We start from the raw sequence: 20,913 nt of genomic DNA, 5'->3' as shown, positions 1-20,913 counted from the left end.
AATTAAGGAAGATTTAAAACAATAATTTTAACAAATATTTTCTTTCAATTTTAAATTAAGTATTTAAAATACTGTTTTAAAATAAGGTCATTTTCAGTTGTTGGCGTAAAAATTTCTAGAATACACGGAGTTTTGTTAGAATCATATAAAGAATTGATTCCGTTTTCTAATGATGGAACATCATGAGCTGTAAAATAATTTAAACCATACATTTTTGCCAAATGCTCAGCAGTCAATTTATGTGAAGTTTCAAAATAGGTATTGAAAACCGGTTTTTCTTGATGACCAGGTAGAATTCTAAAGATCCCTCCTCCTCCATTATTAACTAAAATAATTTTGAAGTTTTTAGGAATATAAGAGTTCCACAGAGCATTGCTATCGTATAAGAAACTTATATCTCCAGTAACAAAAATGGTTTGTTTTTCGTTTCCAACCGCCGCGCCGATTGCTGTAGAAGTGCTTCCATCAATTCCGCTTGTTCCTCGATTGCAAAAAACTTCTATAGAATTATCAATATCAATAAGTTGTGCATAACGAATAGCAGAACTGTTGCTAATCTGCAGCATGCTGTTTTTAGGCAATGATTCGATTACTTTTTCAAAAACTTTAAAATCTGAAAATTCGATTTTATTTAAATAGTCTTTTCTTCTCTCTAATCTTGTCTGGTAAACCGTATTTACATTATTAAAATAATTACTTTTTACAAAAGATGTTTTTGAAAGCAAGTCTTTAAAGAAATCATTTGGCTGCATCTCAAAATGCTTGGTCAATGCACCAAATGTATCATAAGCCCGCAAAGTATCTATGTGCCAATGATGTTTTGGTTTGTATTTTCGCAGAAATCCTTTTATTCTTTTTGAAACCACCATTCCACCAAAAGTAACCAATACTTCAGGATTAAATTTCTTAAAATCAAAATCATCAAAAGGCGTAATTAAAGTATCTATTGAATTGATAAAACTTTCGTGATGAAGATTTGAAGTCGTTTCTGTAAGCACGACAACAGATGGATCTGAAGCTAAATTTTCAATAATTTCTTTATCAATTGTATTCGCTTCGTTAACTCCAACTAAGATTAATTTTCGTTTTGCAGTATTCCAAACAGAAATTACTTCTTCATTATTTTCTATTATTAATGGAAAAGCTTCTGGCTTTGGATTTGTAATTTTTGGCTGTACAGAAAGCTCTTCTGTTGTTTCGTAAAGCGGTTCTTCAAAAGGCGCATTAATATGCACTGGACCTTTTTTAAGAATTGCCGTCTCAATTGCCAGATTGATTTTTAAATCGTTCTCTTCTGATGCTTCTTCAGTTAAATTAGCATTAAAAACAGAATGGTTAGCAAAAACATTTTCCTGACGAATGGTTTGTCCGTCGCCAATATCAATTTTGCTCTGCGGACGGTCAGCAGAAATTACAATCAATGGAATCTGACTGTAAAACGCTTCTGCCAAAGCAGGATAATAATTTAATAAAGCTGATCCTGAAGTGCAAACTATAGCTGTTGGCTGTTTGGTTTGCTGTGCAATTCCTAAAGCAAAAAAAGCGGCACAACGCTCGTCTGCAATACTGTAACAGTTGAAGTTTGGATTTTGAGCAAATCCGATTGTTAACGGTGCATTTCTAGATCCAGGAGAAATTATAATATTGACAATGCCTTTGGCAGATAAAATTTCGATAATGCTTTGTGCAAGCGCTATTTTGGGGTAAATCATTCCGGTCGTGTATTACTTTTTTAAAGAAAATCTTCTATTTTGATTTTTCTTCATCTTGCTTACAAAGTTACAAACTTCGCACTTGATTTGTATTATAATTAGGAATATATTAAGGCTCTTTCCCGAAAAAGGAAATATATTTGTAAAATCGAATAATTAATAAAAGCCTGACCTAATATGCGTTTCTTATTTATACTTTTTTTATCTGTTACTTTTCAAACCATAACTTCTCAGAATCAATTTGTTCCTGTTGATGTTCCGTATAAAACGGCTTTAGAAAATGCAAAAAAAGAAGGAAAGCCACTTTTTGTTATGCTTTATGCAGATTGGTGTCCGCATTGTAATTTAATGAAAGCGGAAGTTTTGAGCGATCCTGCTGTAATGGATTTTTTGAACAAAAATTTTGTTTGCACTTATAAAAACATTGAAAAAGAAGAAGGAACTGCATTAAAAAATAAATTCAATACCAAATCGCTTCCAACTTTCTTATTTCTTGATAGTAATGAGATTTTAATTTATGAATTGAAAGGCGAAATGAAAAAGCCTGAATTCTTAAATGAACTCAACAATGCTTTGAATCCGAAAATGCAGTTGCCATATTTAGAAAAACAATTTCTTACAGATCCAAGCAATTCAGATAAGTTCTTTTATTATTTAAATACTTTAAGAAAAGGAAAAGACAGAACGGAATTGTCAAAACCAACTCATATTTATTTGAATACTCAAACAGACAAGCAATTGGTTAGCGAAGTAAACTGGCGTGTCATTGCAAATGGTGTAACCGATATTAAATCTAGAGAATTTCAGTATGTTTTAAATCATCAGAAAGAGTTTGCAGCTGTTGCATCTCAAAATCGAGTTGACCGTAAAATTGAAAGTATTGTAAATGAGTTGCTTCGTCCTTTAGTTGACAATTTAGATACTGTAAACTATTACAAACAAAGAGAAGTTGCCAAATCAATTCGATTGCAAAAAACAGATTCTCTAGTTTTTAAATATGATTTGACGTTGGCAGAAAGAACTGAAAAATGGGACTTTTACAAAAAAGTTACGCTCGAAGATACCCAAAAATTGGTTTGGAATGATGCAAGCTTTTTAAAAGATATCGGAAACACTTATTTTAAACATATTAATGATAAAGAAAGTTTGAAAAAAGCCATTTTCTGGGTAGATCGCTCTTTAGAATTAAATAATTCGTATGACGGAAATTTACTTGAAGCCAAGCTTTACAATAAGATAAAAGACAAAAAGAAAGCTTTAGAATACGCCAAAAATGCCAAAGCCATAGCCAAAGAAATGGACTGGAATTCTAAAGAAGTAGACACTTTATTAGCTGAATTGAATACCAAATAACTTTTTATATAATGAGCATTATATTAAGACCTGCAACCACAAACGATTTGCAAAAAATTCTAGAAATTGTAAATCATTCCATTTTACACACTACTGCCAATTATAGTTATGAAATCCAGACTTTGGAAGTTCAAACAAAATGGTTTGAAGATAAAATGGCCAAAAATCTTCCTGTAATTGTAGCCGATTTAGATGGTGAAGTGGTTGGTTTTGGAAGTTATGGACCGTTTAGAGAAAAGATAGGCTATCAATATACTGTCGAACATTCTGTTTATGTGGTCGATAATATAATAGGAAAAGGAATCGGTTCTAAACTTTTGACAGAATTAATCCGTTTGGCTAAGGAACAAGGGTATCATGTTATGATTGGCGCTATTGATGCCGATAATGCAGGAAGTATTGCTTTTCATGAAAAATTCGGATTTGTAGCTACAGGAACAATTCGCGAAGTTGGCTATAAATTTGACCATTGGTTGGATTTGGTTTTTATGCAGCTTATTTTAGTTTAACCTTAACACTTAACCGTAAAGGGCACAAAGAATTGCGCAAAGTTCGCAATGATTATTTTAAAAACTCTGTCTCTTTGTATCTTTGCAACTTTGAAGCTCAAAAAAAAACACAAATTTGAAAATTCAAATTTGTGTTTTTTTTTAATTTAGCTTTTAATCCAATTGATAACTTCTGGCTCTGTTACTAGAGTTTTTGGTTTAATTACTTTTACCAATTCTCCTTTCTCGTTGATTAAGTATTTCTGAAAATTCCATTCCACTTCAGAATCCTGTAGACCGTTTCTTGATTTTTCAGTTAAGAATTTATAGACATCACACATATCGCTTCCTTTTACTGAAACTTTGCTCATCATTGGGAAAGAAACTCCATAATTTTGCTGGCAGAATGTTTCGATTTCTTTATTTGTTCCTGGCTCCTGAGATGCGAAGTTATTTGCAGGGAAACCAACAATCACAAATCCTTTATCTTTATATTGTTTATAAACTGCTTCTAAATCTTTATACTGAGGCGTTAAACCGCATTTTGAAGCCGTGTTGACAATCATGATTTTTTTGCCTTTTAAAGACGCAAAGTCAAAAGTGTCTCCTGATAAATCTTCTACTTTAAATTGGTAGATTGTTTCTTTTGCCATGGTTTTATCCTTTTTAGATAATTTGTTATTACTGGTTTGAGCATTTAATCCTGTTGCAGATAAAACTGCTGCTCCAAATAGCATAAAAAGTATTTTTTTCATCTTTTAATTTTTTATAAAATTAGCTAAAATCCATTTCACAAAAACTATTTTAGGCCTTTAATTTTTGCTAATCAAAAGTTAAATAATAAAATGAAGCCTAACGTTAATCAGACGTTAGGCTTCCCCCCATACAAACAAATCAAACCATGAATTAATTATTATGCAATCTTTTATAAATTATAGTTGATGACTCGGTTATGTCGAAAATCGTTTATCCCCCATATGTCAAACGTCTCTTAAAAATCTTAAAATGGCTTGTATCGATGTAAAATTAAATCCTAAATAGCCGAGACATATTAAAAAATCTTCGGTTGGAAGTCCGAGCACATCAACTATACAGTATTTATATTTTGTTATTTTTCATACTCAAATTTGGCTCAGCCATAAATTTTGGAATCACATACATTTACGCGAATACGCAAGGCATCTTTTACAAAGTCTTTTTCAGTAAATATGGTCAGTGATAAAACTGTTGTTAAGCCCACTATTAATATTTTAACTATTATTTTGCTATCCATAAGTCCTTAGTAATGTTGTAACAACAGTTTATTTCAAATTTTATGACTGTAATAAGGTCTTTCTCATGTTATTAAAATCATTTACGTAATTGGATTTATTTTGGTTTTAAAAAAAGTGAGAAAAAATTCATTTTTTTTCTAAACCCTTTATTTTCCTAGGTTTTGGACTACAAAAAAAAATCAAAAAAATCAAAAAAAAATAATTTACCTTTATAACAGTTAGCGAATAAACTTTAACTTTTAATGTTTAAACTTTAAATTCCAAATCTATGAGTCAAGAAGAACTGTTAGTTTTAATTTACCAAAAAGACGAAAAAGCTTTTACACATTTGTATGATATGTATTCAAAAAGCTTGTTTTCAGTCATTCATGTGCTGATCAAGAATCGCGAAGAGGCAGAAGATGTACTTCAGGATGTTTTTGTCAAAATTTGGAAAAACATAGATTCTTATAATGAAAGTAAAGGACGATTTTATACCTGGATTCTTAATATCGCTCGAAATACCTCGATCGATAAACTTCGTTCTAAAGATTTTAATAACAGCCAAAAAAACCTTTCATCAGATAATTTCGTAAATCTTTTAGATGAGAGCAATAAATTGAGTCATAAACTAGATGCAATTGGAATTCAAGAATTTGTAAAAAAACTAAAACCAAAATGTATCGAAATAATCAATTTATTGTTTTTTAAAGGATATACCCAGCAAGAAGCTTCAGAAGAATTGGCAATGCCACTGGGAACTATAAAAACGCAAAACAGAAACTGTATTAACGATTTACGTAATTATTTGAAGATATAATGGAAGCACAAGAATATATAGAATCAGGAATTTTAGAGCTGTATGTTTATGGCTTGTTAAGTGAAAAAGAGAATCTTGAAATTGCTGAACTGGCTAAAAAGAATCCTGAAGTAGATCAGGAAATTATTTCTATAGAAAAAGCTGTAATAGCACTTTCTTCGAGTTTTTCTCCATTTCATTCTGTGGAAAATTTTGAAAAAATTAAAGCTCGTCTTGAACTTAAACACGGAAAAGTAGTCGAAATGAAACCTGCTTCAAACTGGTCTCAATATGTGGGCTGGGCTGCAGCTGTATTATTATTGCTAGGTTTAGGATATCAGACTTTAGAATTGACTAAAACAAAAGAAGCTATCTCTACTGTTGGAAATGAAAAGAATAAAATTGAGCGTGAATATGCTTTTTTAAATCAGCAGAATAAACAGACCGAGAAAAACTTAAGCATTGTAAGAGATATTAAAAACACTGGAGTAACACTCGGCGGTCAGGCAGTATCGCCAAAATCTTATGCAAAAGTATATTGGAATAAGGAAACCAAAACCACGTATATCGATGCGGCAGGATTACCTACTCCGCCAAAGGGAATGGTTTATCAGGTTTGGTCTTTAAAATTAAGTCCTGTTCTTACACCAACAAGTATTGGTTTGCTGGATAATTTTGAAGGAAATTCTCAGAAAATCTTTGCTGTCAGCCAAACCGACTCAGCAGAAGCTTTCGGAATTACTTTGGAACCAGCCGGTGGAAGTTTGACTCCAACAATGGAACAGCTTTATACTTTAGGGAAAGTTTAAAATTTAATCTTTCATAAAAAGCTAAAACGCATATTAGATTTAATATGCGTTTTTTGTTATTTTTAATTTAACAAATTCCAAAACAATTAATCAGAGAATTATATGGAGATAATGTGTAAAAATTGTCATCAGATTTTCAAAGGTCATTATTGCAACAATTGCGGACAACCTGCAGAAACGCATAAAATAAATGCTCATTTTTTGTGGCACGATATTCAGCATGGTTTATTGCATTTTGATAAAGGAATTTTATATTCTTTAAAACAATTATTTACAAGACCTGGACATTCTATTCGTGAGTTTATTGAAGGCAAAAGAGTTCGGCATTTCAAACCATTATCTTTGGTTGTGGTTTTAGCTGCGCTGTATGGCGTTTTATATCATTTTTTCCATATTAATATGTTTTCTAATACAGATGAGGGATCTGTAAATTTCAATAAGTTTAACGAATGGGTCGCAACCCACTATTCTTGGATTACCATTGCGACAATTCCGATTTACACAATCGGAACTTATGTTGTCTTTAGAAAACAAGGTTACAATTACTTTGAGTTTTTTGTATTAAATACATTTAAGGCTTCTCAACGCCTTTTTGTTCAGATTTTAACTTTCCCAGTACTATTTTATTTTAATGGCACACCTCATATTCAAAAATTTTCATCGGCGGTTTATATCATTGGTCTTATATTGATTTTCTGGACAAACATTCAGTTTTTTAATAAAATATCAAGAATAAAGGCTTTCTTTTTAACCATTTTAAGCCACATTGTCTTTTTAATCTGTTTCTTCATCATTGCAGCAATCGTGATGGCTGTTTTAGGAAAATTACCTGTATAAGTAATAAAAAAAAGGTTCAACATCGCGTTGAACCTTTTTTATCTGAATTAATAATTATTACAAATTATTATTTTTTTACTTTTTTGGTTTTATAGTATTTTCTATACTTTGGATAAGTAACAGCACCAATTATAGAAATCGTAATTAAGCAGTAATAAATCCAGTTTAACGAATGTGCTTCACCGCTTGCGTAAGAGTGTAAACCTACTAAGTGGAAGTTTACTCCATAATACGTAAACAAGATAGAAACAAAAGCATACATACTCATTAAATTAAAGAACCATTTTCCTCTTAAAGCTGGAACAAAACGAGCGTGAATTACAAACGCATAAACCATAATCGAGATTAAAGCCCAAGTTTCTTTTGGATCCCATCCCCAGTAGCGTCCCCAGCTTTCATTGGCCCATTGTCCGCCTAAGAAGTTTCCAATAGTCAGCATGATAAGACCAATTGTCAAAGCCATTTCGTTAATGTAACTTACTTCCTTAATGTGTAAATCCATTTTGGCTTTATTTTTATCATTCGTAAAGAAAATTAATAAAAGAGCCACAAAACCTAGGATCATTCCTAAAGCAGTCGGACCGTAACTTGCAACGATAACTGCAACGTGAATCATTAACCAATATGAGTTAAGAACTGGCTGAAGGTTTGCAATTTCTGGATCAATCCAGTTCATGTATGCGGCCATCAAAATCATTGCTGTAACAAACGCAGACGAAGCCACAGTAAGTTTTGATTTTCTGTCAAAAGCCAATCCGAAGAACATTGTTGACCAAGCCACATAAACAATCGATTCGTAAGCATTACTCCACGGTGCGTGACCCGAAATATACCAGCGTGCAATTAATCCTAACGTATGAATTACAAATAATAATCCGACAATAGCATGGAAGCCATTTACAGTAATTCTAAGCCATTTTTTCTCAAAGAAAATACTAAGGATAGTAAACATTAGCATAAGAATAGACGCTGTAATGTACCAATAAGGCAATACTTTGAAAACATCATACTTGTTGTAAGCGATTTCAGCATCGATTTTATCTTCGCTTGGCCTAACTTTAGAGCCAAATTTCTTTTGGAAACCATTAATGCTTTCTACTAAATTATCGGCTGTATCAAAGTTTTTCTGAATAGAACCATTATTTAAAGCACTAAAATATAATGGCAAAATTTGTTGCACATAAGTTGAATCCATTCCTTTAAAACCTGCATTGTCACGTTCTAAATAAGAAACCCATTTGTTTCCTGGATCATTTGGGACAGGAAATATTTTTAAAATACGCCCACTCAAAGCAGACTCCATTAAGTTGACTTTTTTGTCTGTCTCAACAAAATCTTTCTCAAAATTGTTCGGATTTGCCGCTTTATAAGCTTCGTCTAAATATGGAGATAATTTATAATTTCCTTGCTCATCAAAGAATTTTACAAATGGCGCATACTGATCTTTTGAATCAATTCCGATAATTTTACGAATACTATCGTTTCCTGATTTGATATAAATTAATGGAATCTGGATCCAAACCTGCGCATATTGCGTCATAGACAAGAATACTTGATCAGAATTCATTCCGTTGTAGGTATCTTTATGACTTACCTTTCTAAGCAATTCAGATGAAAACGTATTAATTGGCTTCATTCTACCTCCAGCATCCTGAATAATCAAACGACCGAATTTTGCCGCGTGAGCTTCTGGCGCTTTATATATAGTCAATAACGAATCTAATTGTTTTTGACTTGGCGGAGCCGTAACATGATTGGCATGATCATTTGGATCTGCTGAATGTGCGTGGTTATGGGTGTGATCGTGTGAATGAACATGAGGCGTTTGCTGTGCAAAACCATTCAAACCAATCAATAAAACCAAAATGGTAATTAGTTTTTCTTTTTTCTTCTGAATAGCATCAAGTTTGCGTTTCAAATCGCCAAAACGAGAATGTTTAGTAAACATAATAGCCATCAAACCAATGTATAATAGAAAATAACCTAAATAAGTAATGTTAGTTCCCCAGAAATCATGATTTACCGATAATACAGTTCCTTTTTCATCTGGATCAAATGAAGACTGAAAGAAACGATATCCTTTATGATCTAAAACGTGGTTCATAAAAATATCGGCATCAAAAGTTTCTGTAGAATCCTGAACAGTCACTTTACTTTTGTACGAAGAATAACTTTTTTCTGTTCCAGGGTATTTCTCTGCGATAAAATCATTTAAACGAATCTTAAATGGCAAAACATAAGCTTTACTTCCAAAAAATAAAGAATATTCAATATTACCAATTTTAACCGTTTTAGCTTCTCCAACTTGTCCTTTATTACCGAAAAGCATTACTTCTTTTTCTTGTCCTTCTGCTTTTACTTTTACAACTAAAGCATCTCTATGAGATTTTGCTTTAAAGTCATTGTTAGATTCATAATCTACTTTTCCTTTCAATGGAGGCTCTGGAAATACAATTCTGATGTCTCCAATACTATATAGAGAACGCATCATTAAAGGCTGTACATTATCTTTTGTAACTTTTCCTTTAAACTGATCTGCCATTCGCATAAATTCACCCTCAAAAGGAGTTTGAATAGTATATTCTTTTCCAGTGGTATTAATATTAATTGCACCGTCTGTCTGCTTATTTAAAGCAAATAGAACATTGTGAATATTCTGAACTTCTCCTTCTTTAAGGTAATGTTCTTCTCTTCCGCCCGCTCCAGCTTCAACCAATTTAAGGTATAAAGTTCCGTTGGCGTCTGGCTTTACCACTTCTTTGGCTCCCATAATATAGTTAGAATAGGTAACTTCAAAAGGAGTTTCATCGAATTTACCTGAAATGCTAAAATCATTATTGGTTACAGGAGAAAGTAAAAGGCTTTTTTCAAAAACTCTTCTTTTCATTTCGCCTTTATATTCACCATCTGCAAAAATGGTTAAAAAGGTCTTGTCTGAATAAACTTGGTTTTCTGCCGCGCCTTCGCGAATTGGCATCATTCCTTCATAACTTATATAACGAGTAATAAAAGCCCCTAAAATGATAAAAACAAAAGCAAGGTGCAATAATAGCGTTGCCCATTTTTCTTTTTTATGCAATTGGTATTTTTTGATGTTTCCGAAGAAATTGATCATAAAGATGGCCATAATCGCTTCAAACCACCAAGTATTGTAAATTAGTATTCTAGCCGTATCGGTATTGTATTTACTTTCGATAAAAGTTCCAACACCCATTGCAATTGCAAATGTTAAAAAAAGAACGGCCATTAATCGTGTAGAAAACAAAAAAGAGAATATTTTTTTATCCATTTTTTAGGGATTACATTGTATAAAAGTGCGACAAAAGTACTTAAAAATGTTGATTAGCAGGCTTTGCCTTTTGTTAATAAAAACCAAAAATAAAAGCTATTTTTTAAACGAATTGGTAATATAGAAAGTTTAAACTTACAAAATCGATATGCATTTTTTGATAATTTATTTTTAGTCAAAAAGTATTGGAATTACAGCAAAAAACAGAGGGCAATAAAAATTTCAAAAAAGCAATATCAATATTCAATACACCCCTGCATTAAAAAAATAATACTAATTTTGCTTTCATGATTCAGATAACAATAATAGGTTCCGGCAACGTTGCGCAGCATTTGATAAAGGCTTTTTCTGCCAGCAAAATTGTTGAAATTAAACAAGTTTTTTCCAGAAAGAAGGAAGCCTTACTTCATTTAATTGATTCTGAAAAGATTGTAACCGATTTTCAAGCGTTAGAACCTGCTGATTTACACATTATTTCAGTTTCAGACAACGTTATTGCAGAAGTATCAGAACAGCTTCCATTTAACAATCAACTTGTGGTGCATACCTCTGGAACATCTTCAATTGAACTATTAAATCCTAAAAACCGACGCGGTGTTTTTTATCCGCTACAGACCTTTTCTAAGAACAAACAAATTGATTATTCAATCATTCCTTTTTGTTTAGAGGCAGAAAACACAGCCGATTTTAAACTATTAGAAACCGTTGCCAAAAGCGTTTCAACAGCAGTTTATTCAATCAGTTCAGAACAGCGAAAAGCGCTTCACGTAGCAGCTGTATTTGTGAGCAATTTTACGAATCATTTGTACCAGATGGGACAGGAAATCTGTGAAGAAAATCAAGTTCCTTTTGCTGTTTTAAGACCATTAATTCAAGAAACTGCTGATAAAATCAACACTCTTGATCCAATTGATGCCCAAACAGGACCAGCAATACGCCATGATTCTAACACAATCGAAGCGCATCTGGCTTTTTTACAAGACGAAAACAAAAAAAACATCTATAAAATCCTAACACAATCTATACAGCATAATGGCAAAAAGTTATAAAGAATTAATGAATGACATCACAACGTTTGTTTTTGATGTAGACGGCGTACTTACAGACAGTTCTGTTTTTGTAACCAATGAAGGTGAAATGCTAAGAACAATGAATATTCGCGATGGATTTGCAATGAAAGCGGCAATCGAAAGCGGTTATCATGTTTGCATTATTTCTGGAGGAAGCAATGAAGGCGTACGAATTCGTCTTCGCAATTTAGGCGTTACAGACATTCATTTAGGAACTCCAGATAAAGTAAAAACTTTTACAGCCTATACTGAAACTCATAATATAAAACCTGAAAATGTATTGTATATGGGAGACGATATTCCTGATTTTCATGTCATGAAATTGGTTGGATTACCGACATGTCCTCAAGATGCAAGTCCAGAAATAAAAAAAATCTGCCGATATATTTCTCACGTAAAAGGCGGACGCGGTGCTGCCAGAGATGTTATCGAACAAGTAATGAAAGTGCAAGGAAAATGGATGGAGTACTTTAATGGAAAACACGATTAAAGTTTTCAGTCTCAGTCACAGTTTGCAGTTACAGTAAAAAAAACTTAGCCCCTTAGTATCTCAGAACCTTAAAAAAAATGAAATTCCTCAAACTCATTCGTTATAAAAACCTATTAATGCTTGCTTTTATGCAGCTGCTTTTTCGTTATGCCTTTTTAAAACAGCAGGAAGTTCCGCTCGCATTATCTGACTGGCAATACGGATTACTTATTTTAAGCACAGTATTATTGGCTGCAGCGGGTTATGTTATCAATAACATTTATGATGTAGGAACTGATAGCATCAACAAACCAAATAATGTTGTGGTTGGAAAAGGAATTACAGAGACAGCTGCCTATAATATTTATATAGGCTTGAATATTTCTGGTGTTGCAATTGGTTTTATTTTGTCGAATATTATTATGAGACCGACTTTCGCTTCGCTTTTTATTCTGATCGCATCACTTCTGTATTTTTATGCAACTACACTTAAGCAAATCATGATTTTAGGAAACTTTGTTGTGGCATTGCTTTTAGCGGTAAGCGTTTTAATTATTGGTGTTTTTGATCTTTTTCCAGCGACTACAGCAGAAAATCAGGCACAAATGGCGAGTTTATTTTCAATATTAATTGATTATGCTTTATTTGCTTTCATGATTAATTTTATTCGTGAAATTGTAAAAGATATTGAAGATGTAAATGGCGATTACAATATGGGAATGAATACGCTCCCAGTTGCAATTGGTGTAAGCCGAGCGGCAAAAATAGCTTTAGGTTTTGCTATTATTGCGTTCATTCTATCAGGGCTTTACTGCAATACCTATTTCATGCAAAATAAGCTTTACATTGCTGTATTTTATGCATTTGCGACAGTTTTAGCACCTTTGCTTTATTTTATTGTGAAAATATTTAGTGCAAAATCTCAAAAGGATTTTCATCATTTAAGCAGTATTTTAAAACTCATTTTGTTCTTCGGAATCTTGTCAATTCTAGTTATTGCTTTTAATATCAAATACAATGCTTAAAGAAAAATTAAAAAAATACAAAATTATTCTTGCTTCTGGTTCACCTCGCAGACAGCAGTTTTTTAAGGATTTAGATCTAGATTTTGAAATTCGTTTAAAAGACGTTGAGGAAATCTATCCGCCAGAATTAAAAGCAGTCGAAATCACAGATTATCTGGCTAAATTAAAAGCTAATGCATTTGAAGGCGAATTGGCAGCAAATGAAATTCTAGTTACAAGCGATACGATTGTATGGCATCAGAACAAAGCTTTAGGAAAACCAAAAAATGCCGAAGAAGCTTTTGCTATGATCAAATCGATGTCAAACACAACGCATGAAGTGATTACTTCAGTTTGCTTTAAAACCGTAGACTCCTCTACTCTTTTACATGATATTACTAAAGTAACTTTCAATGACTTATCAGATGAAGCTATTTTGTATTATATCGAAAACTATAAACCTTACGATAAAGCTGGTGCATATGGCATACAGGAATGGTTTGGTTTTATGGCAGTTGCAAAAGTAGAAGGCTCTTATACCAATGTAATGGGACTTCCAACAGCCAAAGTTTATGAATTTTTGACTAAATTAGTGTAAAAATGTAATTATGTTTTCTTTTAAAGAGTATAGCCGAGAAATAATAGCAACAATTATTCTTATTGGGGTTTTGATTGTATTGCGAATGGTAATCGCTAAACTAATAAGACGTTTTGCCGCTACAAGCCAATTATTTGAACACCGCACCAATTTAGTTATTAAGTATATTAATATTTTAATGAATATATTGGTTGTAACCACTTTAATTGTAATTTGGGGAGTTCAAACAGAAGATATTTTTATTACGATTTCTTCTATTGCAACCGTTATTGGCGTGGCTATGTTTGCTCAGTGGTCTATTTTGAGCAATATTACTTCTGGAATGGTTTTATTCTTTTCTTTTCCTTTTAGAATCGGAGACACTATTAAAATACATGATAAAGATTTTCCTATTGAAGCTGAAATTGAAGACATTAATACCTTTCATGTAAGCTTAAAAACAAAAGAAGGTGAAAAAATTGTTTTTCCTAATAATTTATTACTTCAAAAAGGGATTTCGATTATACCTGCAAAGTACGAGGAGCGTGAGTTTTTTGACTAAAAGATAATGGGAATTTTATAACGGGCATTCAAAAAGCTGGAACAGAAAAAGACAAATAAAGTGTAATATTTGTTTTATACAATCAGCTAAATAAAAATAAAAATGACTCGGCCCATTACATTACCCTTTTATGCAAAACTTTCCTTTATTCTTGTTACTTTAATTTGTTTTGCATTTATTTTTTGCATCGGAAAAGATATTCTCACTCCTATTTTAATGGCGTTTCTATTTGCCGTTTTATTGCTTCCGATTTTTACTTTCTTAAACACAAAATTTAAGTTTCCAAGACATTTGGCGGCGATAGTTTGTTTAATTATTTTTATTTCTGTCATTGTCGGAATTTTGGTTTTTATCTCTTACCAAGTAACTTATATGGCAAATGATTTTCATACCATAAAAAAAAATGCAAATTCTTTTATTCTTGAAATTCATAAATTTATAAGAGAAAATTTCCAGGTAAGCATAGGAGACCAGAAAAAATATTTGGATTCGGTTACGAAAGATTCTGTTAAAAATGGTCAAGCAAAACTAGGTTCTTTTATTGTTTCTATTAGCGATGTCCTTTTAGACAGCACAATTATGGTTGTGTACACCTTTCTATTTTTGATTTACAAAGAACATTTCAAACTGTTTTTTGCCAAATTAATCAAACAGGAAAATCACGCTGTTTTGCAAGATATTTTATCTCAAATAAAAGTTTCAATCAACAATTACATTGTAAGTCTAATTATCGAGATGATAGTTGTTTCTGTTCTAACCAGTTTAGGTTTGTGGATTATTGGCATTAAATATTTCGTCCTTCTCGGATTAATTACAGGAATTTTAAATTTGATTCCGTACATCGGAATCACAATTGCAGGAATTATTACAGTTTTGGCATCATTGACAGGATCTGGAGAAACATCTGTAATTCTTGGAATTTTGATTGTAAATATTATTGTTCAGTTTATTGATAATAATCTTCTTGTTCCTTTAATTATCAATTCGAAAGTAGAAATAAACGCTTTTGTCTCAATAATGGGAATTATTGTTGGAGGCGCCGCTGCCGGAATTGCAGGAATGTTTTTAGCCATTCCGCTTCTAGCTATTCTTAAAATTATTTTTGACCGAATTGAATCACTCTCCGCTTGGGGATATCTAATGGGAAATCATGTTCCCAGAAAATTTGTCTGGAGAAAAAGAAAAGTTACAACAGAAAATTAAAAAAAGCGTTATGCTAGCATAGCATTTATTTATTCCTTATATTCATAAAGCTTAAACTTATTAGAAGAGAACTACCGAATGTTTTTAAATAACAAAATACTGTTTTTTATTTTGCTTTGCTTTTGTTTACAAAGTGGATATGCTCAGGTAGATAAGAATAAAAAAGAGTCAAAAAAGGACAAAGACACCACGGAAATCTATACAAAGATTAGAAATTACTCTAAGAAAAATAAGTTTACGCAAACGATGCATAAATTGTTTTTTAGATCTAAGAAATCAAAGAAAAAAGAAGAACTGCTTGTTCCTATTGATTCTACGAACTATGAGGGCAAAATTATTCGAAAAATCAATATTATTACTTTAGATCCTTTCGGGTACTCAGTTGCCGATACCAATCAAGTGCCTAAAAACTGGGGAGAAAGAATGGGTAACCGACTTCATTTAAAAACCAAAAAAATTGCCATCCAAAATTTATTGCTTTTTAAGAGGAATACACCTTACAATACCTATAAAATTCTAGAGACTGAGCGTTTAATTCGTGCTCAACGTTACGTAACAGCAGTTAGAATTTCTAACCAAAGCGTTGGAAAAGCATCAGATTCTGTTGATGTTACAATTCGAGTTTTAGATTCTTGGAGCACAATTCCAAGGTTTTCTATTTCCAGCAATCAAGTTTCGATTGGATTTAAAGAAAAAGATTTTTTTGGAACAGGACAACAGTTAGAATACCGTTTCACCAACCGTTTTGATGATGGTCAAAATGGTAATGAAGTGACGTACACGGTTCCAAATATTAAAAACACTTATATCGGAACGGTTCTCCATTACAATATGGATTTAGACAATAACTATATTAAAAGCATCGATATCGAGCGAGACTTTTACTCCCCTCTGACGAAATGGGCTGGCGGTTTTTATATGGACGAAAGTTTTAGAAAAGATACGCTTCAAGCTCCAGATTCTACATTTGCTTATCAGCCAAAAAAATATACTTCGCAAGATGTTTGGGTTGGGCATGCTTTTAAAATGTTTGAGGACAATAATAAAGCGATAACAAATCTTGTGACCACTGCTCGTTTTTTAAATGTCAACTACAGCGAATCGCCTTCAGATCTTTATGATCCAAATCATTTTTATTCTTCCGAAAAACTAATCCTCAGCGGAATTGGGCTGAACACAAGAAAATTTATCAAAGACAGTTATATTTTCAGAAATGGACAAACAGAAGACGTTCCGATTGGACGAATATATGGTGTAACTTTTGGCTATCAGTATAAGAATACTTTCTGGCGACCTTATGTTGGCGCTCAATTTTCTTTTGGAAATTATTACCGCTTAGGTTTTTTGAGTATGAATTTTGAAGCAGGAACCTTTTTTCATCAGTCCAAAACCTATCAGACCTCATTTTTGTTTGAGTCCAATTATTTTACAAAATTATATAGCATTGGAAATTGGAAAATTAGACAATTCGTAAATCCAAAAGTGGTAATTGGTATAAATCGAGATGATATTATTGGAGATCAACTAAATATAAATGAACAAAATGGACTTGCCGGATTTAACAGTTATTTGTATGGAACGAGCAAAGCCGTTTTATCGCTTCAAACTCAGACCTATTCTCCTCATGCTTTATTAGGATTTCGTTTAAACCCATTTTTTAATTATTCAATTGCTGTATTGGGAAGTCCAGAAATGGCAATGACTAAAAGCAAACCTTATTCTAAACTTACTGTGGGGTTATTAATTAGTAATGACTACTTAGTTTTCAGTTCATTCCAGCTTTCACTCTCTTATTATCCAAGTATTCCGCAACAAGGAGACAATGTTTTCAAAACAAATACTTTTGAAACAACCGATTTTGGACTTCAAAGTTTTGAACTTGCAAAGCCTAGAGTCGTCGATTATAGATAATTTTTTAAATTTTTTTTTGAATTTTTCAAATACGACAAAACTCTTATAAATCAATATATTAAAGCTATTTTTAATTATAGCTCATTCGACGAAATACATTTTTATCCGATAAAATACATCTGTTTATTTTTTTTGGCACAGTATATGAATATCCCTATTCAAGATTAACATTTAAAAAAAACAAAAAAGATGAAAACGATAAAATTAGCAATCGCCGGATTATTTCTTATGGTTGCAAACGCCACACAAGCCCAAGTATCAGTAAATGTAAATATAGGTACTCCACCAGCTTGGGGACCTGTAGGATATTCAGAAATGGAATATTATTATCTTCCAGATATTGAAGCTTACTACGATGTTCGTGCTGCTCAATTTATCTATTTCGGAGGAGGAAGATGGGTAAGAACAACCTACTTGCCAAGACAATATAGAAACTACGACTTGTATGGAGGTTATAAAGTTGTTTTAACAGATTATCACGGCAGAACTCCTTATGTATACTTTGACCGTCATAAAGTAAAATACTATAGAGGTTACCATGGAGCACCACAAAGACCATACAAACCAAGACCTGTATATGGCTATGATGACAGAAGAGATTACAAACGTTATGACAAACACTACGATAAACACCATGGAAAACATGACCGTCACGATCACGATGATGATCACGACCATGGCCACGGACACGGAAGAAGATAACTGCTAAATTATTAGTAATTAATACAAGAGAGTATCATTTTTTGATACTCTCTTTTTTTATAGCATTTTAGTCTGGATGCTATAAAAAAAAGATGCCAAAGAAATCAATACGAACATTAATAGGCCTTATAAGAATAGTAACAACAAATTGAAATAAATTTCAAAACACTTATATCAAAGCTGTTAGATTAGTTTCTAACAGCTTTTTTTATTTTATCAAATTAAAGAAAGGTATAATTATTGAGCGTTAACAATTCATTTAAATAATCTTACATAAAATAATTACTATTTTTGAAATAATTTCAAAAAAACATCTAACACTCACCATGCGAAAAATACAGGTTCAGATCTTTCTTTTATTTTTTATCGGTTTTCAGGTTTCATTTGCACAGCAGCCACAAAAACCAAATTCAGTTGAAATTTACAATCAAATCAAAAAACTAAACTTTTTAGGTTCTGTATTGTACGTTGCCGCGCATCCTGATGACGAAAATACCAGAATGATTTCGTATTTGGCCAATGAAATGAATGCCAGAACAGGTTATTTATCATTAACACGCGGTGATGGAGGGCAAAACTTAATCGGACCTCAATTACGTGAATTGCTTGGCGTTATTAGAACTCAGGAATTAATTGAAGCTAGAAAAATCGACGGTGGAGAACAGTTTTTCTCAAGAGCAAATGATTTCGGTTTTTCTAAAAATCCTGACGAAACTTTAGATATTTGGGACAAAAATAAGGTCCTTGCCGATGTAGTGTGGACAATCAGAAAATTCCAGCCAGATATTATCATCAATCGTTTTGACCACCGTTCGCCCGGCACAACGCACGGACATCATACTTCTTCTGCAATGTTGAGCGTTGAAAGTTTCAAATTAACAAACGACCCAAAAGTTTATCCTGAACAATTAAAATACGTTACGCCTTGGCAGGTAAAACGCCAATTCTTTAATCCGTCTTGGTGGTTTTACGGAAGCCAAGAAAAATTTGATGCTGCTAACAAATCTAAATTCACAAAGCTTGAAACTGGTGTTTATTACACAGGAATTGGAAAATCGAATCAAGAAATTGCTGCTTTAAGCCGAAGTCGCCATCAATCGCAAGGTTTTGGTAGCACAGGAGTTCGCGGTGAAGAAACCGAATATTTAGAACTTATAAATGGCGAAACTCCAAAAGAGCGCGATAATTTATTTGATGGAATTGACACAAGTTGGAACCGTGTTAAAAACGGAAAACCAATTGGCGACTTAATTTCTTCAATCATTTCAAAATACGATTTCAGCAATCCTTCTGCAAGTATTCCAGATTTAGTTAAAGCTTATGCCATGATTCAAGCTTTAGACGATACACATTGGAAAGAAATTAAATCGGTAGCCATAAAAAATATTATAGCATCTTGTTCTGGATTGTATCTTGAAGCTGTTGCTAATGAACAAGAAGCCACTCCAGGAAGCACTATTAAACTAACTCTTGAAGCGATTAACAGATGTTCTGTCGGAATGCAGTTAGTTAGCGTGACAACTCTTCCAGATAATCAGACAACAGCCCAAAATATCGTTTTAAAAAACAATAACGATCAGAAAATCAATTTGCAGTTACAGCTTCCAAGCAATATTGAGTACACTCAGCCTTATTGGCTAAAAGAAAAAGCTACAGTTGGAATGTATACCGTTTCGAATCAAGAAAACATTGGTATTCCTGATATTATACGAGACACAAAAGTAGTTTTTAATGTAAAAATCAACGATGTTGAAATTCCATTTGAACGTACTGTTGTCTATAAATACAATGATGGCGTAAAAGGCGAAATGTATAATTTCCTTGATATTGTGCCAGAAGTTACTACTTCGATATTAGAAAGAGTTTTGATTTTTGGAAGCACCAAAAGCAAAATGGTTCCAGTAAAAGTTCGTGCTGGAAAAGATGATGTAAAAGGAAATCTGCAGTTAGAATTGCCAAAAAGTTGGAATGTTTCTCCAAAAGAAATTCCGTTCGCTTTAGACAAAAAAGGCACAGAACAAATCTTTTACTTTGAAGTAACCCCTCCAGTAAATCCAGAAGAAGTTGTAGCAAAAAGTGTTGCTATTGTTGACAATAAACGTTTTGATAAAGACCAAACCATTATTGATTTCCCTCATATTACCAAACAAATGGTTCTGAAACCAGCAGAATCAAAATGCATCAGAATTGATTTGAAAATTTCTGGAGATGCGATTGCTTATATTATGGGCGCTGGCGACGAAGTTCCAGAAAGTTTAACCCAAATGGGATACAAAGTTTCTATTTTAAAACCAGAAGAAATTACGCCTCAAAAGCTAGATTCTTTTAATACTGTGATTACAGGAATTCGTGCTTACAATACCGTAAATGCTTTGGCAAACAAACAAAATATACTATTCAATTTTGTAAAAAGCGGTAAAAACATGATTGTACAGTACAATACAAATGGTAAATTGGTTACAGATAAAATAGCGCCATATCGGTTAAAATTATCAAACGATCGCGTGACAGAAGAAAATGCTAAAATTACATTCTTAGCGCCAAATCATCCTGTTTTAAATACGCCAAATAAAATCTCTGAAAAAGATTTTCAAGGCTGGACACAAGAGCAAGGTTTATATTATCCAAACGAATACGATCCTGCCTTCACTCCTATTATTTCATCACATGACAAAGGAGAATCTGCAAAAGATGGGGCTTTACTTGTAGCACCGTACGGAAAAGGATACTATATTTACACTGGTTTGAGTTTCTTTAGAGAATTGCCAGAAGGTGTTTCTGGAGCATATCGATTATTATCGAATATCATTTCTCTAAAACAGCCCATTGAAGCTCCAAAACAAGATTTAAAGCAATAAAATATGGAAGCCAAAAA

The 20,913-nt window shown here is 32.5% G+C and carries 17 protein-coding genes; 14 read left to right on the top strand and 3 right to left on the bottom strand.

The window, feature by feature from the left end; genetic code table 11:
- Positions 1 to 50: 50 nt before the first annotated feature.
- Complete coding sequence (gene menD, locus BB050_RS18245; protein WP_066034598.1) at positions 51 to 1,712, bottom strand: 2-succinyl-5-enolpyruvyl-6-hydroxy-3-cyclohexene-1-carboxylic-acid synthase; 1,662 nt, start codon at positions 1,710 to 1,712, stop codon at positions 51 to 53.
- Positions 1,713 to 1,889: 177 nt separating this feature from the next.
- On the opposite strand from menD, the gene BB050_RS18240 reads away from it, so the two are divergent.
- Entirely contained in the window at positions 1,890 to 3,065 is a 1,176-nt protein-coding gene (locus tag BB050_RS18240) for a thioredoxin family protein (RefSeq protein ID WP_066034597.1), read from the top strand.
- Positions 3,066 to 3,076: 11 nt separating this feature from the next.
- Positions 3,077 to 3,574, top strand: coding sequence for a GNAT family N-acetyltransferase (locus BB050_RS18235; protein WP_066034596.1), 498 nt, complete (start codon positions 3,077 to 3,079; stop codon positions 3,572 to 3,574).
- Positions 3,575 to 3,720: 146 nt separating this feature from the next.
- On the opposite strand, the gene BB050_RS18230 is transcribed toward BB050_RS18235, so the two are convergent.
- The gene (locus tag BB050_RS18230) at positions 3,721 to 4,308 is read right to left on the bottom strand and encodes a glutathione peroxidase (RefSeq protein WP_066034595.1); all 588 of its coding nucleotides are present in this window, start codon (positions 4,306 to 4,308) and stop codon (positions 3,721 to 3,723) included.
- A 787-nt stretch (positions 4,309 to 5,095) separates the two neighbouring features.
- On the opposite strand from BB050_RS18230, the gene BB050_RS18225 reads away from it, so the two are divergent.
- From BB050_RS18225 to BB050_RS18215, 3 genes are all read left to right on the top strand, one after another.
- Positions 5,096 to 5,626 (top strand): RNA polymerase sigma factor, encoded by a 531-nt coding sequence (locus tag BB050_RS18225; protein ID WP_008468949.1) that lies wholly within the window; start codon positions 5,096 to 5,098, stop codon positions 5,624 to 5,626.
- On the top strand, positions 5,626 to 6,414 hold the full coding sequence (locus tag BB050_RS18220; RefSeq protein ID WP_066034594.1) for an anti-sigma factor: 789 nt from the start codon (positions 5,626 to 5,628) through the stop codon (positions 6,412 to 6,414). Before BB050_RS18225 ends, BB050_RS18220 begins: the two co-directional genes overlap by 1 nt.
- A 102-nt stretch (positions 6,415 to 6,516) precedes the next feature.
- Positions 6,517 to 7,251 (top strand): DUF3667 domain-containing protein, encoded by a 735-nt coding sequence (locus BB050_RS18215; RefSeq protein ID WP_066034593.1) that lies wholly within the window; start codon positions 6,517 to 6,519, stop codon positions 7,249 to 7,251.
- 67 nt (positions 7,252 to 7,318) lie between these two features.
- Here BB050_RS18215 and BB050_RS18210 read toward each other — a convergent pair whose 3' ends face one another.
- Positions 7,319 to 10,540 carry a cytochrome c biogenesis protein CcsA gene (locus BB050_RS18210; RefSeq protein ID WP_066034592.1) on the bottom strand — a complete coding sequence of 1,074 codons (3,222 nt, stop codon included), beginning with the start codon at positions 10,538 to 10,540 and terminating at the stop codon, positions 7,319 to 7,321.
- A gap of 287 nt (positions 10,541 to 10,827) precedes the next feature.
- Between BB050_RS18210 and BB050_RS18205 the strand changes: the two genes are divergently transcribed.
- The 9 genes from BB050_RS18205 to BB050_RS18165 all read left to right on the top strand — a co-directional run bounded on the left by BB050_RS18205 (position 10,828) and on the right by BB050_RS18165 (position 20,896).
- Entirely contained in the window at positions 10,828 to 11,589 is a 762-nt protein-coding gene (locus BB050_RS18205) for a Rossmann-like and DUF2520 domain-containing protein (protein WP_066034591.1), read from the top strand.
- Complete coding sequence (locus BB050_RS18200; RefSeq protein ID WP_008468944.1) at positions 11,573 to 12,100, top strand: KdsC family phosphatase; 528 nt, start codon at positions 11,573 to 11,575, stop codon at positions 12,098 to 12,100. Before BB050_RS18205 ends, BB050_RS18200 begins: the two co-directional genes overlap by 17 nt.
- Before the next feature lie 77 nt (positions 12,101 to 12,177).
- A complete protein-coding gene (locus BB050_RS18195) occupies positions 12,178 to 13,104 on the top strand; it encodes a geranylgeranylglycerol-phosphate geranylgeranyltransferase (RefSeq protein ID WP_083219872.1) in 927 nt (308 codons plus the stop codon).
- A complete protein-coding gene (locus BB050_RS18190) occupies positions 13,097 to 13,681 on the top strand; it encodes a Maf-like protein (RefSeq protein ID WP_066034589.1) in 585 nt (194 codons plus the stop codon). The genes BB050_RS18195 and BB050_RS18190 overlap by 8 nt, the downstream gene beginning before the upstream one ends.
- 10 nt (positions 13,682 to 13,691) lie before the next feature.
- On the top strand, positions 13,692 to 14,222 hold the full coding sequence (locus BB050_RS18185) for a mechanosensitive ion channel domain-containing protein (protein ID WP_008468941.1): 531 nt from the start codon (positions 13,692 to 13,694) through the stop codon (positions 14,220 to 14,222).
- A 102-nt stretch (positions 14,223 to 14,324) separates the two neighbouring features.
- Positions 14,325 to 15,425, top strand: coding sequence for an AI-2E family transporter (locus BB050_RS18180; protein WP_035692153.1), 1,101 nt, complete (start codon positions 14,325 to 14,327; stop codon positions 15,423 to 15,425).
- A 246-nt stretch (positions 15,426 to 15,671) separates the two neighbouring features.
- On the top strand, positions 15,672 to 17,336 hold the full coding sequence (locus BB050_RS18175) for a hypothetical protein (RefSeq protein ID WP_317040777.1): 1,665 nt from the start codon (positions 15,672 to 15,674) through the stop codon (positions 17,334 to 17,336).
- A gap of 189 nt (positions 17,337 to 17,525) precedes the next feature.
- Positions 17,526 to 18,038: a hypothetical protein gene (locus BB050_RS18170; RefSeq protein WP_008468934.1), complete on the top strand. Its 513-nt coding sequence runs from the start codon at positions 17,526 to 17,528 to the stop codon at positions 18,036 to 18,038.
- Between the two features lie 326 nt (positions 18,039 to 18,364).
- The gene (locus BB050_RS18165) at positions 18,365 to 20,896 is read left to right on the top strand and encodes a PIG-L family deacetylase (RefSeq protein WP_066034587.1); all 2,532 of its coding nucleotides are present in this window, start codon (positions 18,365 to 18,367) and stop codon (positions 20,894 to 20,896) included.
- Positions 20,897 to 20,913: the final 17 nt, after the last annotated feature.

The sequence above is a fragment of the Flavobacterium anhuiense genome (genome assembly GCF_001705175.1).
Taxonomy (GTDB): domain Bacteria; phylum Bacteroidota; class Bacteroidia; order Flavobacteriales; family Flavobacteriaceae; genus Flavobacterium; species Flavobacterium anhuiense.
This window is presented reverse-complemented; position numbering and strand designations above follow the sequence as displayed.